The sequence below is a fragment of the Streptosporangium sandarakinum genome, from assembly GCF_013409935.1.
Lineage (GTDB): Bacteria > Actinomycetota > Actinomycetes > Streptosporangiales > Streptosporangiaceae > Streptosporangium > Streptosporangium nondiastaticum.
This window is the reverse complement of record NZ_JACCCO010000001.1, coordinates 2,603,697-2,623,592: the sequence shown is the minus strand read 5'-3', so window position 1 is coordinate 2,623,592 and position 19,896 is coordinate 2,603,697. Positions and strand designations below refer to the sequence as shown.

At 72.0% G+C, this 19,896-nt stretch carries 17 protein-coding genes and 1 tRNA gene; 16 read left to right on the top strand and 2 right to left on the bottom strand.

Going from position 1 to position 19,896, the window contains the following annotated elements; all coding sequences use genetic code 11:
* Positions 1-50 precede the first annotated feature (50 nt).
* The 4 genes from HDA43_RS11585 (at position 51) to HDA43_RS11570 (ending at position 6,348) form a co-directional block, all read left to right on the top strand.
* A complete protein-coding gene (locus HDA43_RS11585; protein ID WP_179819716.1) occupies positions 51-2,264 on the top strand; it encodes an ATP-binding protein in 2,214 nt (737 codons plus the stop codon).
* Between the two features lie 268 nt (positions 2,265-2,532).
* Positions 2,533-4,719, top strand: a complete 2,187-nt coding sequence (locus tag HDA43_RS11580; protein ID WP_179819715.1) for an ATP-binding protein — start codon at positions 2,533-2,535, stop codon at positions 4,717-4,719.
* 143 nt (positions 4,720-4,862) lie between these two features.
* Positions 4,863-5,450: an RNA polymerase sigma factor gene (locus HDA43_RS11575; RefSeq protein WP_218911684.1), complete on the top strand. Its 588-nt coding sequence runs from the start codon at positions 4,863-4,865 to the stop codon at positions 5,448-5,450.
* Positions 5,437-6,348, top strand: a complete 912-nt coding sequence (locus HDA43_RS11570; RefSeq protein ID WP_179819714.1) for a hypothetical protein — start codon at positions 5,437-5,439, stop codon at positions 6,346-6,348. Before HDA43_RS11575 ends, HDA43_RS11570 begins: the two co-directional genes overlap by 14 nt.
* 37 nt (positions 6,349-6,385) lie before the next feature.
* On the opposite strand, the gene HDA43_RS11565 is transcribed toward HDA43_RS11570, so the two are convergent.
* The gene (locus HDA43_RS11565) at positions 6,386-7,405 is read right to left on the bottom strand and encodes an adenosine deaminase (protein WP_179819713.1); all 1,020 of its coding nucleotides are present in this window, start codon (positions 7,403-7,405) and stop codon (positions 6,386-6,388) included.
* A 204-nt stretch (positions 7,406-7,609) separates the two neighbouring features.
* Between HDA43_RS11565 and HDA43_RS11560 the strand changes: the two genes are divergently transcribed.
* Positions 7,610-7,891 (top strand): hypothetical protein, encoded by a 282-nt coding sequence (locus HDA43_RS11560; RefSeq protein ID WP_179819712.1) that lies wholly within the window; start codon positions 7,610-7,612, stop codon positions 7,889-7,891.
* A 52-nt stretch (positions 7,892-7,943) separates the two neighbouring features.
* Here the strand turns inward: HDA43_RS11560 and HDA43_RS11555 are convergent, their stop codons facing one another.
* Complete coding sequence (locus HDA43_RS11555; protein WP_179819711.1) at positions 7,944-9,149, bottom strand: pyridoxal phosphate-dependent aminotransferase; 1,206 nt, start codon at positions 9,147-9,149, stop codon at positions 7,944-7,946.
* A gap of 298 nt (positions 9,150-9,447) precedes the next feature.
* On the opposite strand from HDA43_RS11555, the gene HDA43_RS11550 reads away from it, so the two are divergent.
* The 11 genes from HDA43_RS11550 (at position 9,448) to rpoB (ending at position 19,895) form a co-directional block, all read left to right on the top strand.
* Positions 9,448-9,520, top strand: a tRNA-Trp gene (locus HDA43_RS11550).
* Between the two features lie 77 nt (positions 9,521-9,597).
* Positions 9,598-9,846 carry a preprotein translocase subunit SecE gene (secE, locus tag HDA43_RS34950; protein WP_179819710.1) on the top strand — a complete coding sequence of 83 codons (249 nt, stop codon included), beginning with the start codon at positions 9,598-9,600 and terminating at the stop codon, positions 9,844-9,846.
* Between the two features lie 77 nt (positions 9,847-9,923).
* Complete coding sequence (nusG, locus tag HDA43_RS11540) at positions 9,924-10,694, top strand: transcription termination/antitermination protein NusG (protein WP_179819709.1); 771 nt, start codon at positions 9,924-9,926, stop codon at positions 10,692-10,694.
* A 117-nt stretch (positions 10,695-10,811) separates the two neighbouring features.
* The gene (rplK, locus tag HDA43_RS11535) at positions 10,812-11,243 is read left to right on the top strand and encodes a 50S ribosomal protein L11 (RefSeq protein WP_179819708.1); all 432 of its coding nucleotides are present in this window, start codon (positions 10,812-10,814) and stop codon (positions 11,241-11,243) included.
* A gap of 167 nt (positions 11,244-11,410) precedes the next feature.
* The gene (gene rplA / locus HDA43_RS11530; RefSeq protein ID WP_179819707.1) at positions 11,411-12,124 is read left to right on the top strand and encodes a 50S ribosomal protein L1; all 714 of its coding nucleotides are present in this window, start codon (positions 11,411-11,413) and stop codon (positions 12,122-12,124) included.
* Between the two features lie 201 nt (positions 12,125-12,325).
* Positions 12,326-13,177: an SCO4651 family lipoprotein gene (locus HDA43_RS11525; RefSeq protein WP_179819706.1), complete on the top strand. Its 852-nt coding sequence runs from the start codon at positions 12,326-12,328 to the stop codon at positions 13,175-13,177.
* 421 nt (positions 13,178-13,598) lie between these two features.
* Positions 13,599-14,123 (top strand): 50S ribosomal protein L10, encoded by a 525-nt coding sequence (gene rplJ / locus HDA43_RS11520; RefSeq protein ID WP_179819705.1) that lies wholly within the window; start codon positions 13,599-13,601, stop codon positions 14,121-14,123.
* Between the two features lie 82 nt (positions 14,124-14,205).
* Positions 14,206-14,601 (top strand): 50S ribosomal protein L7/L12, encoded by a 396-nt coding sequence (gene rplL, locus HDA43_RS11515; protein ID WP_179819704.1) that lies wholly within the window; start codon positions 14,206-14,208, stop codon positions 14,599-14,601.
* A gap of 284 nt (positions 14,602-14,885) precedes the next feature.
* Complete coding sequence (locus tag HDA43_RS11510) at positions 14,886-15,467, top strand: Rv1363c family protein (RefSeq protein ID WP_179819703.1); 582 nt, start codon at positions 14,886-14,888, stop codon at positions 15,465-15,467.
* On the top strand, positions 15,464-15,979 hold the full coding sequence (locus HDA43_RS11505) for an Rv1363c family protein (RefSeq protein ID WP_179819702.1): 516 nt from the start codon (positions 15,464-15,466) through the stop codon (positions 15,977-15,979). The genes HDA43_RS11510 and HDA43_RS11505 overlap by 4 nt, the downstream gene beginning before the upstream one ends.
* A gap of 445 nt (positions 15,980-16,424) precedes the next feature.
* A complete protein-coding gene (gene rpoB, locus HDA43_RS11500) occupies positions 16,425-19,895 on the top strand; it encodes a DNA-directed RNA polymerase subunit beta (RefSeq protein ID WP_179819701.1) in 3,471 nt (1,156 codons plus the stop codon).
* Position 19,896: the final 1 nt, after the last annotated feature.

Here is a 19,896-nt window from a genome sequence, read left to right as displayed (position 1 = left end):
GCCGCCGCTTCCGTGGTTGGCTTGCCACCTCACGCGGGGGGTGCGGAGCGGTGGGGGAGACACGCACGTGCCGGGGGAACGTCCCGGCGGAGATCAGCAGCCTCGTCGGGCGGCGCGAGGAGCTCGGCGGGATCGCCGCGCTGGTCGCCCGGTCGCCGCTGGTGACCCTCACCGGCGGCGCAGGGGTGGGCAAGACCAGGCTCGCGCTCGGGGCGGCCGGCGTGCTCGGCGGCTCCTTCCCCGACGGAACGTGGTTCGCCGAGCTGTCGGCCGAGCAGAACGGAGCCCTCGTCGGCCACCGGGTCGCCGCGGTCCTCGGCCTGCCCGAGCAGGCGGCCCACCCTCAGGCCGAGGTGCTGGCCGGATTCCTCGCCGACCGGCGGCTGCTGCTGGTCCTGGACACCTGCGACCACCTGCGCGGCGCCTGCGCGGAACTGCTGCGCCCGATCCTGGCCCGGGCCCCGCACGTCCGGGTGATCGCCACCTGCCGCCGCCCGCTCGGCGTGCCCGGCGAGCGGGTCCTGCGGGTCGGGCCCCTGGACGCGAGCGGTCCCGGCTCCGACGCGGTGCGGCTGCTCGGCGAGCGGGCCCGCGCCGCGGTACCCGGCCTCACCCTCGACGAGGCGGAGGCGACCCGGATCTGCCGGCTGCTGGACGGCGTCCCGCTCGCCATCGAACTCGCCGCCCGGCGGCTGCGGGCCCTGTCGGCCCGGCAGGTCGCCGACCGGCTGGGCGACCGCCTCGGGCTGCTCACCGGCGGCGGTCCGGCGCCGTTCGGGCGGCACCGGACGCTGCGCACCGCGGTCGGCTGGAGCCATGAGCTGTGCTCCCCCGCCGAGCGCCTGCTCTGGGCCCGGCTGTCGGTCTTCCCCGCGGACTTCGACGCCGATGACGCGCGCGCGGTGTGCGGCGACGAGGCGCTCGCCGACCCGCCGCTGGCCCGGCTGGCCGAGGCGTCCCTGCTGGAGAGGCGCGGAGACCGCTACCGGATGCTCGGCATGACCCGCGACTACGGCGGGGAGTGGCTGCGCCGCCTGGGCGAGGAGGACGCCCTACGCCGCCGCCACCGCGACCACTACCTCGCCGCCGCGCGCCGCGCCGGGGCCGAGTGGTACGGCCCGCGCCAGCGGGAGTGGGCCGCCTGGACCCGCCGGGAGCTGCCCAACCTGCGGGCGGCCCTCGACCGCGACGACGGTCCCGACCTGCCCGGCGCCCTCTGGTTCGCCTGGTGCTGCCTCGGCCTGGCCGATCCGGGCCGCCGTTACCTCGACCGCTCGCTGCGCCGGCACACCCGGCCGGGCCCGGCACGGACCCTGGCCCTGTGGGCGCGGGCGCAGGCCGCGCTCTCCGCCGGCGACGCGACGGCTGCCCGCGCCGGAGCCGTGGAGGCGTACGAGGCCGCGACGGCCGGGAACGACCCGGACATCGCGGGGCGGGCGCTCCAGTGCGCCGCGGCGGCCACCCTCGCCCTCGGTGACCCGGGGGAGGCCGGGCGCCTCGTGGTCGCGGCGTTCGAACTGCTCGGGCGGGCCGCCCGGGACACCCGGGACGACCTCGGCCTCGCCCTCGCCGAGGTGACGCTCGCCCGGACCCTGTGCGCGCGGGGGGCGTTCGACCGGGCGGTGGCGATACTCGACCGGCGGGCGCGCCGCGCCGTACGCGGTGAACTGTGGACGCGCGCGGAGGGCGAGCAGGTGCGCTCGCTGGCCGAGCTGGGCCGGGGGGACGCGGGCGCGGCCGAGACCTCCGCGCGGGCGGCGCTCGACGCCAGGTGGCGTCTGGGCGACGGGATCGGCGCCGCCCTGGCGATGGAGCAGCTCGCCGCGGCGGCGGCGCGCCGTGGTGACGGGCGGCGGGCCGCCTGGCTGCTGGGGGCGTCCCGGCGGGCGCGGGAGGACTCCGGCGCGTCGGTGAACGGCGTGTTCACCGGCGACGCGGCCACCGGCGGCGGACCCGCGCACGGCACGCTCCCGGACGCCGCGGGCGGCCCGTCCGGATCCGGTGCGCCGGTGGGCGGGTCACCGGGGTGGGATGGGTCCGGTCACGGCACGCCGGTGTACGGCGGGCCCGTGTACGGCACGCCCGGCTTCGCGGTCGGGCGGGAGCGGACGGAACGTAGGGCCCGGGCGCTGGCGGGCGACGTCGCGCACGATTGGGCGTTCGCCCGGGGGCTGGCCACGGCGCCGGGGGTCGCCGTGGCGCTGATCCGGAACGCCGGTGACGCCGTCCACCCGCCCACCGGACGCGCCTCCTCCCGGACCTGACCCTTCCGGGACCCGCGCCGAATCCTTCCGGGACCCACGCCGGTCCGCCGGATTCGGCGCGCCCTCCCCGGTCCGACAAAAGGGATGTTTTCGTAATTTCCCTACGCGTGGGGGAAGTTCGGCCTCGGCGCGGCGGTGAGATATGCGCCGGAGGAGAAGGAAACCCCCACCGGCAAGGGGCCTGTGGCCCGGTCCGTGACCCTGACGGGATGCGATTCCTGAGCGACCCACGTTCAGCAGGAAGCCCAGCAGGAGGGAGCGCGAACCGGTGGAACCCCATCCATGGTGGCGAGGGAACCTGCCCGCGGAACCGAACCGTTTCGTCGGACGCCAGGCCGAGGTCACGAAGGCGCTGAAACTCCTGGCCGACACGTCGTCGGTCACGATCACCGGCGCGGCGGGCGTCGGCAAGACACGGATCGCCCTCAGAGCGGCGGCGGAGTGCCGCGACTTCCACCCGGACGGCGCCTGGCTGGTGGAGCTGTCCGGCGAGCGCGACGGCGGCCTGCTCCCGCACGCCGTCGCGGCCGTCATGGGCATGCCGGAGCGGTCCACCCGGCCGCAGGACGACCTGCTCGTCGAGTTCCTCGCGGGAAAACACCTCCTGCTGATCCTCGACTCCTGCGACCGGCTCGCCGCCGCCTGCCGCGAGCTCGCCGTCCGAATCCGGGCCGAGGCGCCGGGCGTGCGCCTCCTGCTCACCTCCCGGCGGCCGCTCGGACTGCCGCACGAGGCGGTGCTGCCCGTGGAGCCGTTCCGTCCCCCCGCCCCGAGGACCTTCGCCCCGAGGACTCCGGTCCCGCGGACCCCAGAACAGCGGATCCCAGAACAGCGGACCCCAGAACAGCGGACCCCAGAACCGGGGACTCCGGATCCGTGGACCTCCGCCCCGTACCCGGCCGACGCCGCGACCGACGACGCGCTCCGGGTCTTCCTCGACCGGGCCGAGGCGGTGGCGCCCGGCCTGGTGACGGGTGAGGCGGCCATCGGGGCCGCCGAGCGTATCTGCCGGCTGCTGGGCGGCGTCCCGCTCGCCCTGGAACTCGCCGCCGGGCAGCTCCCGGCCGCTTCTCCTACCGCCGGGTCCCCGGCCGGACCGGTGGAGTGGCTCGCCGACCGGCTGGAGGAGCGGTTCGAGCCCCGGCCGGCCGCCCACCCGCCGTTCTTCCGCCCCCAGCGGCTGCGCGCCGTGATCGATTGGAGCCATGAGCTGTGCTCCCCGGCCGAACGGCTGCTCTGGGCCCGCCTGTCGGTCTTCGCCGGCCCCATCGACCCGGAGTCCGCCCGGTGGGTGTGCGGCGACGAGCGTCTCAACGGCGTGCCGGACCTGCTGGCCGGCCTCGCGGCCAAGGGGCTGCTCACCCCGGTCCCCGGCGGCTACCGGCAACCGGAACCGGTCAGGGAGTACGGCGCGGAGCGGCTGGCCCGGCTCGGGGAAGAGGCCCGGATGGTCCGGCGGCACCGCCACCACCACCTCGGGCTGGCCCGTCGCGCCGAGGCCGGCTGGTACGGCCCGGCGCAGGAGGAATGGGCCGCCCGGCTGCGGTTCTCGCTGCCCGACCTGCGCCGCGTGCTCGGCTCGCCGTCCGATCCGCTGTCCGCCGAGCTCGCCGGGGTCCTGTGGATCGTCTGGCACTGCATGGGCCGGCTGAACGAGGGCCGCCGCCACCTGGGGCGGGTGATCGCCGCCGCACCGGTGGCCGATCCCGGCCTGCCCCGGCTGCTGTGGGTCGACGCGTGCGTGGCCGCCGCCCAGGGAGACCCGGAACGCGCCCACCGCAGGGCCGAGGCGGCGTTGTCGGCCGCCCTCGACTGGTCCGACCACGCGGCCGCCGGGCACGCCCGGCTGGCACTGGCCTGCCACGCCCTGCTCACCGGCGCCCTCGGTGAGGTACGGCCCGCCGTACGGCGCGTCCGTGAGCACTTCCACCGTGCCGGGGTGATGACCGTCGGCGAGCCGCTCGCCCTGGTGGTCGCGGCGATCGCGGACACCTGGCGCGGCGAGTTCGCCCGGGCCGTCGCCACGCTGGAGGAGGCCGGGCGGCAGTGCGAGGCCCGCGGCGAGCTCTGGGCCCGCGCCCAGTGCGACCACGTGCTGTCCATCGCCCGGCTCGGCCTGGGTGAGGCCGACGAGGCGGCGCGGGCGGCCGGGCGGTCGCTCGCCGCCCGGTGGCGCCTGCGCGACACGGCGGGCGCGGCGGAGGCCCTGGGCCAGCTCGCGGTGATCGCCTCGATCCAGGGGGACGCCCGCCGTACGGCCCGCCTGCAGGGCGCCGAGAAGCGGATGCGCGGCCTGTCCGGGGCGCGCGGACCCGGCCGGGAGAGCGTGTGCGAGCCCGGGACGGTCGCCGAGCGGACCGCCCGGCAGCTCCTCGGCGACGACGCCTACGACGCCGCCTTCGCCGAGGGATGCGACGACGACCCGGGCTCCGCGGTGCTCCACGCCCTCGGCTGAGGGGCCGCCGCGATCGGCGCGTGCCCGGGGACTCCCGCGGGTCCGGGGCTTCCCGGGAGGGGCCGCGGCCGTGAGGCGGTTCGTGCGGAGACTCCCCCGGGGCCCCGGGGGGCTTCCCGGGGACGCCGTGATGCGGTGGAATCTTGGGGCGCGCCCCGATCCCGGGGCGGCACCCCCCGAAGGAGCCCCCGGCGGACGACGACGAGGCGATCGCCCGTTCCCTGGACGGCGACCTGGCGGCCTACGAGGTCCTGGTCGCCCGCTACAGCGCGCTCGCGCACCGCACGGCGGCGATGCTCGGGGCCGGCGACGAGGCGGAGGACGTCGTCCAGGAGGCGTTCGTCAAGGCGTACCGCCACCTGGGCGGTTTCCGGCGCGGCGCGCCGTTCCGCCCCTGGCTGCTGCGGATCGTGGCCAACGAGACCCATGACCTGACCCGTTCCCGGGGCCGCCGCGCGGAGCTGGCCGCGCGGGTCACCGAGCTCGGCCCGCCGGGCGCGTCGCAGAGCTCCGAGGACGCGGCCGTCGCCACCGACCGGCGCGCCCGGCTCCTCGACCTGGTGCGCGCGCTTCCGGAGCGGGAACGCCAGGCGGTCATTTGCCGGTACTTCCTGCAGCTGTCCGAGGCCGAGACCGCGCAGGTGCTCGGGCTGCCGGTCGGCACCGTCAAGTCCCGGACCTCCCGGGGCCTGCGCCGGCTGCGCGAGGAGGTGGACCGTGACCTCACCTGACGACACCCCGCCGGGCGTCCCGTCCGAGGGCGCCGGAGCCGGTGGCGGTGTGCCGTCCGGGGACGATCCCTCCAGGGCCGCCGCGCCCGGTGACACCGGCGGCGTCGAGGCCGCGCTCCTGGCCCTGGGGGAGGCACTGGAGGTCCCCGCGCCGCCCCCGGCCGAGGTGGCGCTGGCCGTACGGGCCCGGCTCGAAGCCGCCGGGGAGGGCCGTCCCGCCGGGGCGCCCGGCGGCGGTCCGCGCCCGGAACCGTCCTCCCGTCCCGGACCGCGGCGCGCGCCGGGGCGGCGCGGTGACGGGCGGGGGCCGGGGCGCGTCACCCGGCGGCGCGCGGTCGTCGCGGTCGTGGTCGCCGCCGCCCTCCTGCTCGGGGTCACCCCGGCGGGGCAGGCGGCGGTCGCGCGGGTCCTGCGGTTCGCCGGGATCGAGCTGCGCGTCGGCGGCCCCGGGCCGCTGCCCTCCGGGGTGGCCGAGCCGCTTCCGGGGGAGCGGCGGGTCACGCTGGAGGAGGCCCGGCGGCAGGCGGCCTTCCCCGTCTCGGTCCCCACCGGGCTGGAGGACCCCGCCGACGTCCGGGTCGCCGACGGCGGCCGGGTGGTGTCGCTGCTCTGGCCGGGCATCCGGCTGGACGAGTACGACGGCGTGCTCCAGGTCGTCTTCCGCAAGGAACTGGGGCCGCCCTGGCCCGATCAGGTGACGGTCGGCGCCTCGACGGGATGGTGGATCCCGGGCCCGCACGGCCTGGTCTACCTGCCCCGCACGGGGGTCGGTGAGGCACCCGCCCGTCCTCGCCGGGCGGACCCGACCCTCATCTGGCAGAAGGGGAGGACGGGCCTGCGCCTGGAGGGGGTCGCCGACCTCCGGCGTGCCCTGGAGATCGCCCGGTCGGCCCGCTGAGCCCCTGAGCCCGCCGAGCCGGGTTCCGCCGTACGGCTCAGGCCGGGGACGCCAGCCAGGCGTCGATGTCCGCGAGCAGATCCCGGCGCACGTGCTCCGGGGCCGCCGAGGCCCGGATGGACTGCCGGGCCAGTTCGGCCAGCTCGGCGTCGGCGAAGCCGTACACCTCCCTGGCCAGCTCGTACTGCCGCAGCAGCCGCGAGCCGAACAGCAGCGGGTCGTCGGCGCCCAGCGCGATCGACACGCCCGCGTCGAAGAGCCGCCGCAGCGGCACGTCCTCGGCCCGCTCGGCCACGCCGAGCCCGACGTTGGAGGACGGGCAGACCTCGCAGGTGATCCCCCGCTCCGCCAGGCGCTCCATGAGCCGCTCGGACTCGGCCGCCCGCACGCCGTGCCCGACCCGGTCGGCGCCGAGCAGGTCGACGCACTCGGCCACGCTGCCGGCGCCCAGCAGCTCTCCGCCGTGCGGCAGGGACAGCAGCCCGGCCCGCTTGGCGAGCCGGAACGCCCCGTCGAAGTCGCGGGCCCGGCCCCGGCGCTCGTCGTTGGACAGCCCGAACCCGACCACGCCCTGGTCCATGTGACGGGTGGCGAGCCGGGCGAGCGTCTTGGCGTCGAGGGGGTGCCGGGTGCGGTTGGCGGCCACCACGACGGCCACGCCGATCCCCGCGTGCCCGGCGGCCTTGCGCGCGGCGTCGAGCATCAGCTCCAGGGTCCGGGTGAGACCGCCGAACCGGTGGGCGTACCCCGACGGGTCCACCTGGATCTCCAGCCAGCGCGACCCCTCCGCCGCCTCGTCCTCGGCGGCCTCCCGCAGCAGCCGGTAGACGTCGTCCTCCCGCTGCAGGACCGACCGGGCGATGTCGTACAGCCGCTGGAAGCGGAACCAGCCGCGCTCGTCGGTCGCCCGCAGCTTCGGCGGCCAGTCCTGGACCAGCGCGTCCGGCAGGTGCAGGCCGTGTCCCCGGGCCAGCTCCACCAGGGTGGTGTGCCGCATCGAACCGGTGAAGTGCAGGTGGAGATGAGCCTTGGGCAGTGCGCGCAGGGGACGTGCCATTTCCATATGGTGCCCTACCCGCGGCACTCCCGCGCACCGTACGGCGGGGCGGCCCGACGCAGGAGACTGCCGGGGCGGCTGGGGCTCCAGGGGAAGACGGGTTTCACCACGCGGTTACTCTACGCCTCTTTGCGATTACTTTACGTTGTTGGGGCCGGGTCGCAGACGGCGGCCCCGCACGAGCAGGAGGCACCAATGAGACGCGTGACCACCACACTCGGCGCACTCGCCGCGGCCGCGGCGCTCGCCCTGACCGTCTCCCAGCCCGCCCAGGCGGCCCAGGGGGCGCTGATCATCAACGGGGCGGTCTACTACGACCCCAGCGGCTGCTACGGCTCCGACGTCTTCCCGCTCGACGTCGAGAACCAGACCGACGACTACGTCTACATCTGGAACGGCCCCTACTGCACCGGGGAGGTCGTCCTCGTGCTGAGCCCGGACACCGCCGCCGTCGTGGAGGAGGGGGTCAGCGTCTCCGTCGAGTGAGCCGGGCCCGGCCGCGGGGGTTCGCCTCCCCGCGGCCGGGCCGGCCGTACGGCTAGCGCGACTGGGTGAGGAACTTGGCGACCCGGCTGACGCCCTCGACCAGGTCGTCGTCGCCCAGCGCGTAGGACAGCCGGAAGTAGCCCGGGGTGCCGAACGCCTCGCCGGGCACGAGCGCGACCTCGGCCTCCTCCAGGATCAGCTCGGCGAGCTCGGCGGACGTCTGCGGCCGCCGGCCGCCGAAGTCCCGGCCCAGCAGCTCCTTGACCGACGGGTAGGCGTAGAAGGCGCCCTTCGGCTCCGGGCAGACCACGCCGGGGATCTCGTTCAGCATGCGGACCATGGTCCTGCGGCGGCGGTCGAACGCCTCACGCATCTCCGCCACGGCCGACAGGTCGCCGGCGACGGCCGCCAGCGCCGCGGCCTGGGCCACGTTGGAGACGTTGGAGGTGGCGTGCGACTGCAGGTTGGTCGCGGCCTTGACGACGTCCTTGGGGCCGATCAGCCAGCCGACCCGCCAGCCGGTCATCGCGTAGGTCTTGGCGACGCCGTTCAGCACGACGACCCTGTCGCCCAGCTCGGGGACGGCGGTGGCGATGCTCACGAAGCTCGCGTCGCCGTACGTCAGGTGCTCGTAGATCTCGTCGGTGACGACCCACAGGTCGTGCTCGGCGGCCCACCGGCCGATCGCCTCGACCTGCTCGGGGCTGTAGACGGCGCCGGTCGGGTTGGACGGCGAGACGAACAGCAGGACCTTGGTCCGGTCGGTGCGGGCCGCCTCCAGCTGCTCGACGCTCGCGAGGTAGCCCGTGGTCTCGTCGGTCACGACGTCGACCTGGACGCCGCCGGCCAGCTTGATCGCCTCGGGGTAGGTCGTCCAGTACGGCGCGACGACCAGGACCTCGTCGCCCGGGTCGAGCAGCGTGGCGAACGCCTCGTAGACCGCCTGCTTGCCGCCGTTCGTGACCAGCACCTGGGCCGCCTCGATCCGGTAGCCGGAGTCGCGGAGCGTCTTGTCGGCGATGGCCTGCTTCAGCTCGGGAAGGCCGCCGGCCGGGGTGTACTTGTGGAAGCGCGGGTTCCGGCACGCCTCGACGGCCGCCTCGACGATGTAGCCGGGAGTCGGGAAGTCCGGCTCGCCCGCGCCGAAGCCGATGACCGGGCGGCCCGCCGCCTTCATCGCCTTGGCCTTGGCGTCCACGGCGAGCGTGGCGGACTCGGAGATCGCGGAGATACGCGCTGAGATGCGAGGACGGGTCATGGCTCCATGGTTACAGAACCGTGGCCCGCCTTCCGACGCCCATCCATGATGTGGACGTCCGCGCGCCGGACCGGCGAAGCCGCCGGAGACGCCGGGCCGTACGGCGGGCCCCGGCGCGGGGATGCGGCCCGGCGGGTCGAAAGGAGGCGTGACCAGGACGATCGTCCGCCGGTTCGACGTACGGGCCATTCCCACGTAGACTCCGGCATGGTCTTACCGCCCTCCGCGTGAATCGGCGGTCAAGACCGTGAGCCACGGACAAACTTCGGTCCAACCGATGTATGGTGGTTCATGTCTTAGGGCACTAGCGCAATTGGTAGCGCACCGGTCTCCAAAACCGGCGGTTGGGGGTTCGAGTCCCTCGTGCCCTGCGAGGAGCGGTCCGCGCATCAGGGCGTCTAGCGCGCCGCAGACATGCGTTGGACACGACGGATTTCGGGTGAGGACTGTGGCGATCGACACGCGCGGCGAAACCGCAGACAAGCCGAGCGGTGAGAAGAAGGCCAAGCGTACTTCTCCTGCCCTTTTCTACCGACAGGTCATCGCTGAGCTGCGCAAGGTCATCTGGCCCACGCGCAAGGAGCTCATCTCTTACACCGTCATCGTCCTGGGTTTTGTTCTGATCATGGTCGCGATCGTGGCCGGTCTCGACGCGATCCTCACCGAAGGTGTGCTGCGGATCTTCGGCGGAGCCTGATCCGCCGCCGGGCGCGCTCATCCCCGCGTCGTACCGCGGTAAGTCAATAGCCATCGACGGAAAGAGAATGAGTCACCGTGTCCGAGTCTTCACAGACGGCCGGCGAGCACCCCGAGGACCGGGTGAGCGAGCCGGAAGAGGCCGTCGACGTCGAGGCGAGCTCGCCGGTCGAGCCAGCCGAGACTGACGTCGAGGCCGAGACCGAGGCCGCGGAGGCCCCGGCCGGCGCCGTCGATGAGGACGGAGACGTCCTTCCCGACGTCGACCCGGTCGAGGAATTCAAGCGCGAGCTGCGGGGCCAGTACGGCGAGTGGTACGTCATCCACTCCTACGCGGGCTACGAGAACCGCGTGAAGTCGAACATCGAGACCCGCACGCAGTCCCTCAACATGGAGGACTACATCTTCCAGGTCGAGGTGCCGACCCATCACGTGACCGAGGTCAAGAGCGGCAAGCGCCAGCTCGTCAAGGAGCGGGTGCTGCCCGGCTACGTCCTCGTCCGGATGGAGCTCACCGACGAGTCCTGGTCCGCGGTGCGCAACACCCCCGGCGTGACCGGCTTCGTCGGCCTGTCCAACAAGCCGAGCCCGCTGAGCATCGACGAGGTCGCCAAGCTGCTCGCGCCCGAGCCGTCCGAGGAGACCAAGAAGACGACCTCCAAGGCCGCCGCCGCGACCGTCGACTTCGAGGTCGGCGAGTCCGTCACGGTCATGGACGGCCCCTTCGCGACGCTCCCCGCGACGGTCAGCGAGATCAGCGTCGAGTCGCAGAAGCTCAAGGTGCTGGTGTCGATCTTCGGTCGTGAGACCCCGGTCGAGCTGTCGTTCAACCAGGTCTCGAAGATCTGACCGGTTCACATACACTAAGTCGTTCGGTGGCCGTGTCCGCGAAGCACGGCCCGCCGACATGCTCCCGCACGCTCTGCGCGGGAGCCGCGTCAACCCGAAGAGGACCCGGAGAGAACCATGCCTCCTAAGAAGAAGATCGCGGCACTGGTCAAGGTCCAGCTTCCCGCTGGCCAGGCCACGCCCGCCCCGCCGGTCGGTACCGCCCTCGGTCCGCACGGCGTCAACATCATGGACTTCGTGAAGCAGTACAACGCTGCCACCGAGGCCCAGCGCGGCAACATCATCCCCGTTGAGATCACCATCTTCGAGGACCGCACCTTCACCTTCGTCACGAAGACGCCCCCGGCGCCTGAGCTGATCAAGAAGGCCGCCGGTGTGGCCAAGGGCTCGCCCGTCCCGCAGAAGGACAAGGTCGGCAAGCTGACCCGCGACCAGCTGCGCGAGATCGCCCAGACCAAGATGCAGGACCTCAACGCCAACGACATCGAGGCGGCCGAGAAGATCATCGCCGGCACCGCCCGGTCGATGGGCATCACGATCGCCGACTAGTAACGGCGAGCCGGGCGTGAGCGGGCGTGGACCGAGGAGGTCCACCGGTCCCGTGAGTGCCCCGGAGGCGGGCGCGGCCGACGTCGCGCCGGCACCACGACCTCGAAGCATGTGGAGGGGCCAGGCGCTGGCCCGTACCACGGACACTCGGATCCAGGAGTGAGCAAGTGAAGCGCAGCAAGGGCTACCGCAACGCAGCGGCCCAGATCGACCGCGAGAACCTCTACAGCCCCGCCGAGGCGGTCAAGCTGGCCAAGGACACCAGCGTCGCCAAGTTCGACGCGACCGTCGAGGTCGCGCTGCGGCTGGGCGTCGACCCCCGCAAGGCCGACCAGATGGTCCGCGGCACCGTCAACCTCCCGCACGGCACCGGTAAGACCGCCCGGGTCCTGGTCTTCGCGACCGGTGACCGTGCCGAGGAGGCCCGCGCCGCGGGTGCCGACATCGTCGGCGCCGACGAGCTGATCGACGAGGTCGCCAAGGGCCGTCTCGACTTCGACGCGGTCGTCGCCACGCCGGACCTCATGGGCAAGGTCGGCCGCCTGGGCCGCGTGCTCGGCCCGCGTGGCCTCATGCCGAACCCCAAGACCGGCACCGTCACCCCGGCCGTCGGCAAGGCCGTCACCGACATCAAGGGCGGCAAGATCGAGTTCCGTGTCGACCGGCACGCGAACCTGCACTTCATCATCGGCAAGGTGTCGTTCACCGAGCGTCAGCTCATCGAGAACTACGCCGCCGCCCTTGAGGAGGTGCTGCGTCTCAAGCCGTCCGCGGCCAAGGGTCGCTATGTCAAGAAGGTCGCCTTCACCACGTCCATGGGCCCCGGCATCCCGGTCGACCCGAACGTGACGCGGGTGGCGGCCGCCGACGCCGAAGCCTGACGGCGATCACCTCTTCGAACGCGAGAGTCCGCGCGTAGACCCCGCCACGGCGGGGATCCGCGCGGACCCCGGGGCCTCAACCGAATCGGCCATTCGGTTGAGGCCCTTCGTGTTTCCTTCGTTCCTGCGGACGACGCGGACGACACGTTCGCCGCGTAGTGTCTGGGGCAGGTTGAGGGGGAAACGAAGGGGTGATGATTAATGCGCCGATATGCTCCCGCACTCGCACTGGGAGCGGCCGCGCTGGTCACGGCCACGGGATGCGGTGCGCAGAGCGCCGGCTCCGGCGTGACGAGCGCCGGCTCCCTCGGGAACATCAAGCTGGCCGCCGCCGACGCGGTGCTGCAGAGCGCGCAGAAGGCGGAGGAGGCCACCTCCTACACCGCCGACCTGGTGGCCGAGACCACCGGCGGTGACCAGGGGACGGGCAAGATCCAGGGCACCGTGCGCTACCAGAGCAAGCCCGCGCTCGCCGCGGACGTCACACTGAGCACGATCGCCTTCGGCGGGCAGAACGTCCCCGGTGGGGTGCGCGCGATCCTCACCGACGACTCGGTCTACGTGAAGTCGGAGACGCTGCGGCAGTTCGCCGACACGACCAAGCCGTGGGCCAAGGTCTCGCTCACCGACCTCGGTGCCGGGGAGCAGGCGAAGATCCGCGACTTCATGGCCCAGGCCCAGCAGTTCGACCTGGCCGGGACGGTCAAGATGCTCACGACGTCCGAGGACGTCAAGGCGGTCGGCACCGAGACGGTGGGCGGCGTGGAGACCACCCACTACAGCGGCACCTTCCCGGTGGACAAGGCCGCCCAGGCCATCGACCCGGCCAAGCGCGAGCAGCTCCAGCGGCAGCTCGCGGAGGTCAAGGACGTGAAGTTCGACCTGTGGGCCGACGCCCAGAGCCTGCCCCGCAAGGTCACGATGAGCGGCTCGGAGCAGGGCACCACGTTCAACGCGACGGTGCTCTTCAAGAACTTCAACGAGCCCGTGCAGGTCGCGGCCCCGCCCGCCGACCAGGTGGAGGAGCTGCGCGGGCGCACCGGCGGCAACTGACGTCGCCGCCTGGCCCGACCGATCTCTCGTACGGCCCGCGCCCCGGCCCCTTCCGGCCCGGGGCGCGGGCCGTACGGCTTCGAGGGTGGAAACCGGCGGTTCGCGGGCCTGTGAGGCGCCGTACGGCCCGGCGCGGCCGGGAGCGGGGGGATCGCCGAGGGGAGGCGGCCGGGGCCGGACGTGGTTCGTACGGCGATTTGGCACATGTTCCGGCAGGGCGTATGCTGTGCGTGCCGAAGACCGCCGGTCGTCGTCATGCCTCATGGTGTGTCGACCCAAGGATCCACGTCGTGGACGGCCCGCGTAGGTGTGTAGTGAGTTTCCATTGGGAAAATGCCTTCCTTATGTGAGCCCCGTGCGCCTGCGCCGGGGCTTGTTCTTTTCTCGGGCCTTTGCCGGCGGCACATATGGAAGGAGGCCCATGGCGAAGGCGGAGAAGGCGACGGCCGTAGCCGAGCTCAAGAGCAGCTTCGAAGGCTCGAGCGCCGCCGTTCTGACCGAGTACCGCGGTCTCACCGTCGCGCAGCTCAAGCAGCTGCGCGTCTCTCTCGGTGAGAATGCGAAGTTCGCCGTGGTGAAGAACACGCTGACCAAGATCGCGGCCAACGAGGCCGGGATCAACCAGCTCGACGACCTGCTCGCGGGTCCGTCGGCGATCGCGTTCGTCAAGGGCGACGTGGTCGAGGCTGCCAAGAGTCTGCGTGACTTCGCCAAGGCCAATCCCCTCCTGGTCATCAAGGGCGGTGTCGTCGACGGCAAGTCGATGACGCCGGACGAGATCAGCAAGCTTGCCGACCTTGAGTCGCGTGAGGTTCTCCTCGCGAAGCTGGCCGGCGCTCTGAAGGCCAAGCAGGGCCACGCGGCCGCTGTCTTCAACGCGCTGCCCACCAACATGGCTCAGCTGGCCGAGGCTCTGCGTGCGAAGCGCGCGGAGGCGGGCGAGTAGGTCCGCGCAGGCGGCCCGGGGGATTAGCGCACACGAACCGCGGTCCCAGTTCTTAAGTTTTTAGATCCATACGGAGGAAACCATGGCGAAGCTCACCACCGACGAGCTGCTCGACGCTTTCAAGGAGATGACCCTCCTTGAGCTGTCCGACTTCGTGAAGCTCTTCGAGGAGACCTTCGACGTCAAGGCCGCCGCCCCGGTCGCCGTCGCGGCCGCCCCGGCCGCCGGTGGCGCCGCCGGTGCCGCCGAGGAGGCCGAGGAGCAGGACGAGTTCGACGTCATCCTCGAGGCCGCCGGCGACAAGAAGATCCAGGTCATCAAGGAGATCCGCGCCCTGACCAGCCTGGGCCTCAAGGAGGCCAAGGACCTCGTGGACGGCGCTCCCAAGCCCGTCTTCGACGGCAAGGTCAACAAGGAGCAGGCTGAGAAGGCCAAGGCCGCCCTTGAGGGCGCCGGCGCCACCGTGACCGTCAAGTAAGACCGTCGCGTAAGAAGTATCACCGCGGAAAGAGCGGGTCCACCAGGTGCCGGTGGCCCGCTCTTTTCGTGTCTCCGGGGTCTTCTCCGGCCCTTCCAGGGCCCTTCCCGCCCTCCGCTCCTTCCCAGGGCTCTCCCCGCCTTCCGGTCCCCGGCCCTTTCCCGCTCTTCTTCCGCGCCTCTCACCTTCCGCCACGGGTTCCTCCCCGCTCCCGTGCTCTTCCGCGTCCTCCTCGGTGTGGAAAGGCCGATGGCTCCGGCCGCCGGCGGGTTATGATCCGCCCGATGGGGCTCACCGGCCCGGTGGCCCGCGCCGTACGGCCGCCGGCTCGCGTCACGCGGGCCGGGATGGGAGGTGGGGTTCCGATGAACGCCTCCCGGCGTCGCCTCCCGGGGCCCGCCGGTCTCGCACCGGGCCTGCTGATCCTGGTGCTGCTCGGGGCGGCCCTGTGGGCGGGCGTGGGCCTGCGGGAGGCCCGGGCGGCGGCCGACGATCGCGAGGCGGTGCTCAGGGCGGCGAGGGAGCACGCCATGACCCTGATGTCGGTCGGATACCAGAACGTCGACGCCGACATGCGGCGCGTCCTCGACACCTCGACCGGGCAGGCGCGGGCGGAGTACGCCCGTGACGCCGCCTCCCTGCGGGAGACCACGGTCAGGGACAGGCTCCTGCGGACCGGGGCGCTGCGCGCCTCCGGGATCGTCTCGCTGACGGGGGACACGGCCGTGGCGCTCGTGGTCGGCGACGCGGTGGTCCGGGGGGACGGGAGCGAGAGCGCCCCCCGGGAGCAGTTCTACCGGTGGCGGATGCAGCTGGTCAGGACTTTCGGGGGCTGGCTCGTGTCGAAGGTGGAGCAGGTCGCGTGAGGGGCGGATCCCGGACGGTCGCCGCGGCGCTGGGCGCCGTCGCGCTCGTGCTCGCGGTGGTGACCTGGGTCGTGTACGGCGACCTGAGCCGGCTGCGCCAGGAGGAGGCCGACGGCCGCGAGGCGCTCGCGGCGGCCCGCCTGGCCGCCCCCGACATGCTCTCGTACGACTACCGCACGATCGAGCAGGATTTCACGCGGGCGGCGGGATACACCACCGGCGGCCTCACCGAGCACTACCGCCAGCTCGCCAAGTCGCTGGCCCCGCAGGTCAGGCAGGAGCGCACGGTCCAGCAGGTGACGGTGGCGGGCGCGGCGGTGGAGTCGGTGCGGGCCGGCCGGGTCGACGTGCTGCTGTTCACGAACGTCGGCACGGTCAGGACCCCGCCCGGCGAGAGCGAGCCCCGGCGGCAGGTCGTCCAGAACCGTGCCCGGTTGGGCATGGTGAAGCAGGGTTCACGCTGGCTGGTGGCGGAGCTGTCCACCCTGCTCGGCACCCCTCCTCCCGCCTGACCGGCGTGGCGCGCCGGTCAATTATCGGCAAAATTCATGTTTGGGTTCGGTGCCGATCGGGGTAGATGAGCCACGGTAGTGTCGATCGTCGGCCCGGCATGGGCTAGCGTTCGAGCCGTCGTGCGACTGAGCGTTAGCCTCGGCGGGTCGTCGGGTATCGTCCTGAGGCCGATGGTGACGCGCGGTTCGCGGCGGGGAGAACTCCCGGCGTCTCGGCCGTTCCTCGGCTGAAATGTCAGCTCGCGGGCTTGACGTTTCGGCGCTGACGGGCGATGCTGCGACCAACGTGGAGCATGCAGCGAGAGTGGACTGGACAGGTGTATGCCGTTCGGCTACACTGCCCCTTTGCGCTGCCCTTTGACGACCCGCTTCTTTTGGTGCTCCGATGCATGGTCGTCTGGCGTGCGTGTAGTCAGTCCGCCGCGAGCCCTCGGAAGGACATCTGTTGGCAGCCTCGCGCAACGCCTCCGCCGTACCCGCTGGTCCCCGTCGTGTGTCGTTCGCACGCATCCAGGAACCCCTTGAGGTTCCCGACCTTCTCGCTCTGCAGACCGAGTCGTTCGACTGGTTGCTGGGCAACGAGAAGTGGAAGGGGCGGGTCGAGGCGGCTCGCCAGGCCGGGCGCAAGGACGTTCCGGCCCAGTCGGGTCTCGAAGAGATCTTCGAGGAGATCAGTCCCATCGAGGACTTCTCCGGGACCATGTCCCTGTCGTTCCGCGACCACCGGTTCGAGCCGCCCAAGTACTCCGTTGACGAGTGCAAAGACAAGGACATGACCTACTCCGCCCCGATGTTCGTCACGGCGGAGTTCATCAATAACACCACCGGTGAGATCAAGAGCCAGACCGTGTTCATGGGCGACTTCCCGCTCATGACCGGCAAGGGCACCTTCATCATCAACGGCACCGAGCGTGTCGTGGTCTCCCAGCTGGTCCGCTCTCCCGGTGTCTATTTCGACCGCAGTGTCGACAAGACCTCCGACAAGGATCTGTACGGCTGCAAGGTGATCCCCTCGCGGGGGGCCTGGCTGGAGTTCGAGATCGACAAGCGTGACAGCGTCGGGGTGCGCATCGACCGCAAGCGCAAGCAGGCGGTCACGGTGCTGCTGAAGGCGCTGGGCTGGACCAGTGAGCAGATCCTGGAGCGGTTCGGCCAGTACGAGTCGATGCGCGCCACGCTGGAGAAGGACCACACCGCCGGTCAGGACGACGCGCTGCTGGACATCTACCGCAAGCTGCGGCCGGGTGAGCCGCCGACGCGGGAGTCGGCGCAGGCGTTGCTGGAGAACCTGTACTTCAACTCCAAGCGCTATGACCTGGCCAAGGTCGGCCGCTACAAGATCAATAAGAAGCTGGGCGTCGATGCCGACATCACCCAGGGCACGCTGACCGAGGACGACATCGTCGCCACGATCGAGTACATCGTCAAGCTGCACGCGGGCGAGACGTCGATGGCCGGGGCCGGCGGTGGTGAGATCGTCGTGGAGACCGACGACATCGACCACTTCGGCAACCGGCGGCTGCGCAACGTGGGCGAGCTGATCCAGAACCAGGTCCGGCTGGGCCTGGCGCGGATGGAGCGCGTGGTGCGTGAGCGGATGACGACCCAGGACGTCGAGGCGATCACGCCGCAGACCCTGATCAACATCCGCCCGGTCGTGGCGTCGATCAAGGAGTTCTTCGGCACCTCCCAGCTGTCGCAGTTCATGGACCAGACCAACCCGCTGGCCGGCCTGACGCACAAGCGGCGTCTGTCCGCGCTGGGTCCGGGTGGTCTGTCGCGGGAGCGGGCCGGCTTCGAGGTCCGTGACGTCCACCCCTCGCACTACGGCCGCATGTGCCCGATCGAGACGCCCGAGGGCCCCAACATCGGCCTGATCGGCTCGCTGGCCTCCTTCGGCCGGGTCAACTCCTTCGGCTTCGTCGAGACCCCCTACCGGAAGGTCGTCGACGGCCGGGTCACCGAAGAGGTCGAGTACCTCACCGCCGACGAGGAGGACCGGCACGTCATCGCGCAGGCGAACACGCCGATCGCCGCGGACGGCAGCTTCCTGGAGGACCGCGTGCTCGTCCGCCGCAAGGGCGGCGAGTTCGAGTCCGTGCGCGCCTCCGAGGTCGGCTACATGGACGTCTCGGCGCGCCAGATGGTGTCCGTCGCCACCGCGATGATCCCGTTCCTGGAGCACGACGACGCCAACCGCGCGCTCATGGGCTCCAACATGCAGCGCCAGTCGGTGCCGCTGCTCAAGAGCGAGGCACCGCTGGTCGGCACGGGCATGGAGTACCGCGCCGCCACCGACGCCGGTGACGTGATCAACGCCGAGAAGGCGGGTGTGGTCGAGGAGGTCTCGGCCGACTACGTCACGGTGATGAACGACGACGGCACCCGCACGACGTACCGGGTGGCGAAGTTTAAGCGCTCCAACCAGGGCACCTGCTTCAACCAGAAGCCGATCGTGGCCGAGGGCGACCGCATCGAGGCCGGTCAGGTCATCGCCGACGGTCCCTGCACCGACGACGGTGAGATGGCGCTGGGCAAGAACCTCCTGGTGGCGTTCATGCCGTGGGAGGGCCACAACTACGAGGACGCCATCATCCTGTCCCAGCGGCTGGTGCAGGACGACGTTTTGTCGTCGATCCACATCGAAGAGCACGAGGTCGACGCCCGCGACACCAAGCTGGGCCCCGAGGAGATCACCCGGGACATCCCGAACGTGTCGGAGGAGGTGCTGGCCGATCTCGACGAGCGGGGCATCATCCGCATCGGCGCCGAGGTCGTGCCCGGTGACATCCTGGTCGGCAAGGTCACCCCGAAGGGGGAGACCGAGCTGACGCCGGAGGAGCGGCTGCTGCGCGCGATCTTCGGGGAGAAGGCCCGTGAGGTGCGCGACACCTCGCTGAAGGTGCCGCACGGTGAGCAGGGCAAGGTCATCGGTGTGCGGGTGTTCTCCCGTGAGGAGGGCGACGAGCTGCCGCCGGGCGTCAACGAGCTGGTCCGGGTCTATGTGGCGCAGAAGCGCAAGATCACCGATGGGGACAAGCTCGCGGGCCGGCACGGCAACAAGGGCGTCATCTCCAAGATCCTCCCGGTGGAGGACATGCCGTTCCTGGAGGACGGCACCCCGGTCGACATCATCCTCAACCCGCTCGGCGTGCCGGGCCGGATGAACGTCGGGCAGGTGCTGGAGACCCATCTGGGGTGGATCGCCGCCCGGGGCTGGGACATCTCCGGCATCGAGGAGGCCTGGGCCGAGCGGCTGCGCGACAAGGGCTTCGCCGAGGTCGAGCCGCGCACCAACGTCGCCACCCCGGTGTTCGACGGCGCCAGCGAGGAGGAGATCGTCGGCCTGCTCGGCAGCACGCTGGTCAACCGCGACGGCGGCCGCATGGTCGGCCCGAACGGAAAGGCGCAGCTGTTCGACGGCCGCTCCGGTGAGCCGTTCCCGCACCCGATCTCGGTCGGTTACATCTACATCCTGAAGCTGCTCCACCTGGTGGACGACAAGATCCACGCGCGGTCGACCGGCCCGTACTCCATGATCACCCAGCAGCCGCTCGGCGGTAAGGCCCAGTTCGGCGGCCAGCGCTTCGGTGAGATGGAGGTCTGGGCGCTGGAGGCCTACGGCGCCGCCTACGCCCTGCAGGAGCTGCTGACCATCAAGTCCGACGACGTGCTGGGCCGCGTGAAGGTCTACGAGGCCATCGTCAAGGGCGAGAACATCCCCGAGCCGGGCATCCCCGAGTCCTTCAAGGTGCTCATCAAGGAGATGCAGTCGCTGTGCCTGAACGTCGAGGTGCTCTCCAGCGACGGCATGTCCATCGAGATGCGCGACACCGACGAGGACGTCTTCCGCGCGGCGGAGGAGCTCGGCATCGACCTGTCCCGGCGCGAGCCGAGCAGCGTCGAAGAGGTCTGAT

Excerpts from the sequence above, each read along its gene's own strand:
- HDA43_RS11525 (WP_179819706.1), top strand. The coding sequence starts at position 12,326 with ATGCGCCGATATGCTCCCGCACTCGCACTGGGAGCGGCCGCGCTGGTC.
- HDA43_RS11510 (WP_179819703.1), top strand. The coding sequence starts at position 14,886 with ATGGGGCTCACCGGCCCGGTGGCCCGCGCCGTACGGCCGCCGGCTCGC.
- rplK (WP_179819708.1), top strand. The coding sequence starts at position 10,812 with ATGCCTCCTAAGAAGAAGATCGCGGCACTGGTCAAGGTCCAGCTTCCC.
- HDA43_RS11555 (WP_179819711.1), bottom strand. The coding sequence starts at position 9,149 with ATGACCCGTCCTCGCATCTCAGCGCGTATCTCCGCGATCTCCGAGTCC.
- rplJ (WP_179819705.1), top strand. The coding sequence starts at position 13,599 with ATGGCGAAGGCGGAGAAGGCGACGGCCGTAGCCGAGCTCAAGAGCAGC.
- rplL (WP_179819704.1), top strand. The coding sequence starts at position 14,206 with ATGGCGAAGCTCACCACCGACGAGCTGCTCGACGCTTTCAAGGAGATG.
- HDA43_RS11565 (WP_179819713.1), bottom strand. The coding sequence starts at position 7,405 with ATGGCACGTCCCCTGCGCGCACTGCCCAAGGCTCATCTCCACCTGCAC.